The organism is Psychromonas sp. Urea-02u-13 (assembly GCF_002835995.1).
GTDB lineage: Bacteria > Pseudomonadota > Gammaproteobacteria > Enterobacterales > Psychromonadaceae > Psychromonas.
Genome location: NZ_PJBZ01000216.1, coordinates 1 through 896 on the forward strand (window position 1 = coordinate 1; position 896 = coordinate 896).

Genomic DNA, 896 nt, shown 5'->3' on the forward strand with positions numbered 1-896 from the left:
CCTGATTACCCACATTACTCAGCCACTATTGGATAAAAAGTAAACTATACTCATAACATACTCAAATATGAGGTGTGATCATGAGCAAAAATAAAGTTCAACACCAGCATGGATACAGTTTGCCTGATTTATTCAATAATTACGGTACGGAAACTCAGTGTATAAATGCTCTTTTTAAATGGAAGTGGCCAAGTGGTTTTGTTTGCCCTGCTTGCTCATCAACAAGTTATTGTTCATTGAAATCAAGAAAACTATATCAATGCAACCATTGTCACCATCAAACCTCTGTTACGACTAATACTATATTTGAAAACTCAAAATTACCGTTAACCATTTGGTTTTTAAGTGTTCATTTGATAACTCAATCTAAAATTGGCGTCTCTGCCTTATCTCTTAAACGGCAGGTTGGTGTCTCATATAATACTGCTTGGCGTATAAAGCAAAAGATCATGCAGGTTATGAAAGAACGAGATGATAAACGTCAGCTATCGGGTATTGTTCAAATTGATGATGTTTATTATGGCGGTGAGTTACATGGTGGTAAACGAGGCAGAGGTTCAGAAAATAAAACGCCCTTTATTGCCGCGGTATCCACCAATGGAAAAGGTCATCCGGTGTATATGAACTTCAATGTAGTTAAAGGTTTTCGCTTATCAGAGGTTGCACGCTGGGCTAAGAAACATTTAGCAGAAGGGAGTGTTGTTGTATCAGATGGTCTTGCTTGTTTTACAGCTGTTACCGAAGCAAAATGTGAACATTTTAGTACCGTTACAGGAGGAGGTCCCGAAAGTGTTACCAAGGAACAGTTTATTTGGGTTAACACTATGATCGGTAATGTGAAAAACTCAATAACAGGAACTTATCACTCGATTAATGCAAAGCATTTACCAAGGTAT

1 protein-coding gene is annotated in these 896 nt (G+C 37.5%); it reads left to right on the forward strand.

Going from position 1 to position 896, the window contains the following annotated elements:
- Positions 1 to 80: 80 nt before the first annotated feature.
- Positions 81 to 896: IS1595 family transposase (locus tag CXF74_RS21470; protein WP_101084684.1), on the forward strand; the 816-nt coding region annotated here is incomplete at its 3' end.